Below are 1,348 nucleotides of genomic sequence, written 5' to 3'. Positions count from 1 at the left end.
CTAGTGCACAATGGTTGAATTAACCACTCACACCAATGTTATCCTGCTGATAGAATCATAGATACGAGGTGAGTTGTCATCATGGTCGCTCAACAAGCGGCAACCATAGAACTTAGTGATAAACAACGAAAAATCCTTGAAAAACTGGACAAAGGGACGCATACGCCTCTGCATTTGAAAACACGTGCGCACATTATCTTAAATGCAGCCGACGGTATGAACAATAAACAAATCGCAAGACACAATAACTTGAATCGAAACCAGGTCAAGAAATGGCGCAATCGGTGGGATCACTTAGCCGAAGCCGTGGCTCAAGTCGAAACCGAACGGCCCCATGCGTTAAAAGCAACGATTCATGACACGCTTAGTGATGAACAACGGTCAGGGAAACCACGTTTCTTTACAGATGAGCAAGTGGCTGAAATTTTGACCTTATCTTGTCAGTCACCGAAAGACAAAGATTTACCGTACAGCCATTGGACACCCGGAAAGCTTGCTCGTCAAGCTGAAAAAGAAGGCATTGTGGAGAGCATCTCGACGAGAAGCGTCTCGCGTTTTTTAAAAATCGGCGGATCTCAAACCCCACCAAAGTAAGGTGTGGTTGAATCCAAAGATTGATGATCTTGAACAATATCGAAAAGAGGTCAGGGAGGTCTGTGACACCTACCATCAAGCACCCATGCGAGATGAGTATGTCTTTTGCACGGATGAAAAAACCGGTATCCAGGCCCTTGAACATGCTCGTCCTGCAAAGCCTATGAAAGCAGGTTCCCCGGAAAAACGCGAACAAGAATACATCCGTCATGGAACGACCGGTTTGATTGCCTCCCGTGACGTTCAAACAGGAGAAATTGTGGCTCCGATGATTCGACCAACCCGCAAGGAAAAAGACTTTGTTGAACACATCGAAAACGTTGTAGCTCAAGATCCCGAGGCCTCGTATGTCTTTGTGGTCGACCAACTCAACACGCATCAATCCGAATCTTTGGTCCGTTTTGTCGCTGACCAATGTGGCATTCCTCAGGGTTCACTTGGGAAGAAAGGGCATTCCGGCATCTTAAAAACCAAGAAAACCCGAAAGAAATTTCTCAAAGACAAAAGTCATCGCATCCAGTTCGTTTATACACCGAAACACTGCTCATGGCTCAACCAAATCGAATGCTGGTTCAGTATTCTGTGTCGGGATTTAATCAACCCGAGAGCTAGCTTTACATCCATTGATGACTTAGCTTATCGCTTAGCTCAATATATCGAATATTATAATCAACATTTGGCCAAGCCGTTCCATTGGACGTTCAAAGGTCGTCCTTTGCAGGTGTGATCACTTATTTCAGCCGTTTTGCACTAG

The 1,348-nt window shown here is 45.3% G+C and carries 2 protein-coding genes; both read left to right on the top strand.

Going from position 1 to position 1,348, the window contains the following annotated elements:
- The first annotated feature begins 81 nt into the window (after positions 1–81).
- A complete protein-coding gene (locus BLS58_RS17100) occupies positions 82–594 on the top strand; it encodes a helix-turn-helix domain-containing protein (protein ID WP_090400358.1) in 513 nt (170 codons plus the stop codon).
- Positions 595–601: 7 nt separating this feature from the next.
- The gene (locus BLS58_RS17095; RefSeq protein ID WP_218126288.1) at positions 602–1,321 is read left to right on the top strand and encodes a transposase; all 720 of its coding nucleotides are present in this window, start codon (positions 602–604) and stop codon (positions 1,319–1,321) included.
- Positions 1,322–1,348 lie beyond the last annotated feature (27 nt).

The organism is Natribacillus halophilus (assembly GCF_900100185.1).
Taxonomy (GTDB): Bacteria; Bacillota; Bacilli; order Bacillales; family Marinococcaceae; genus Natribacillus; species Natribacillus halophilus.
This window is presented reverse-complemented; position numbering and strand designations above follow the sequence as displayed.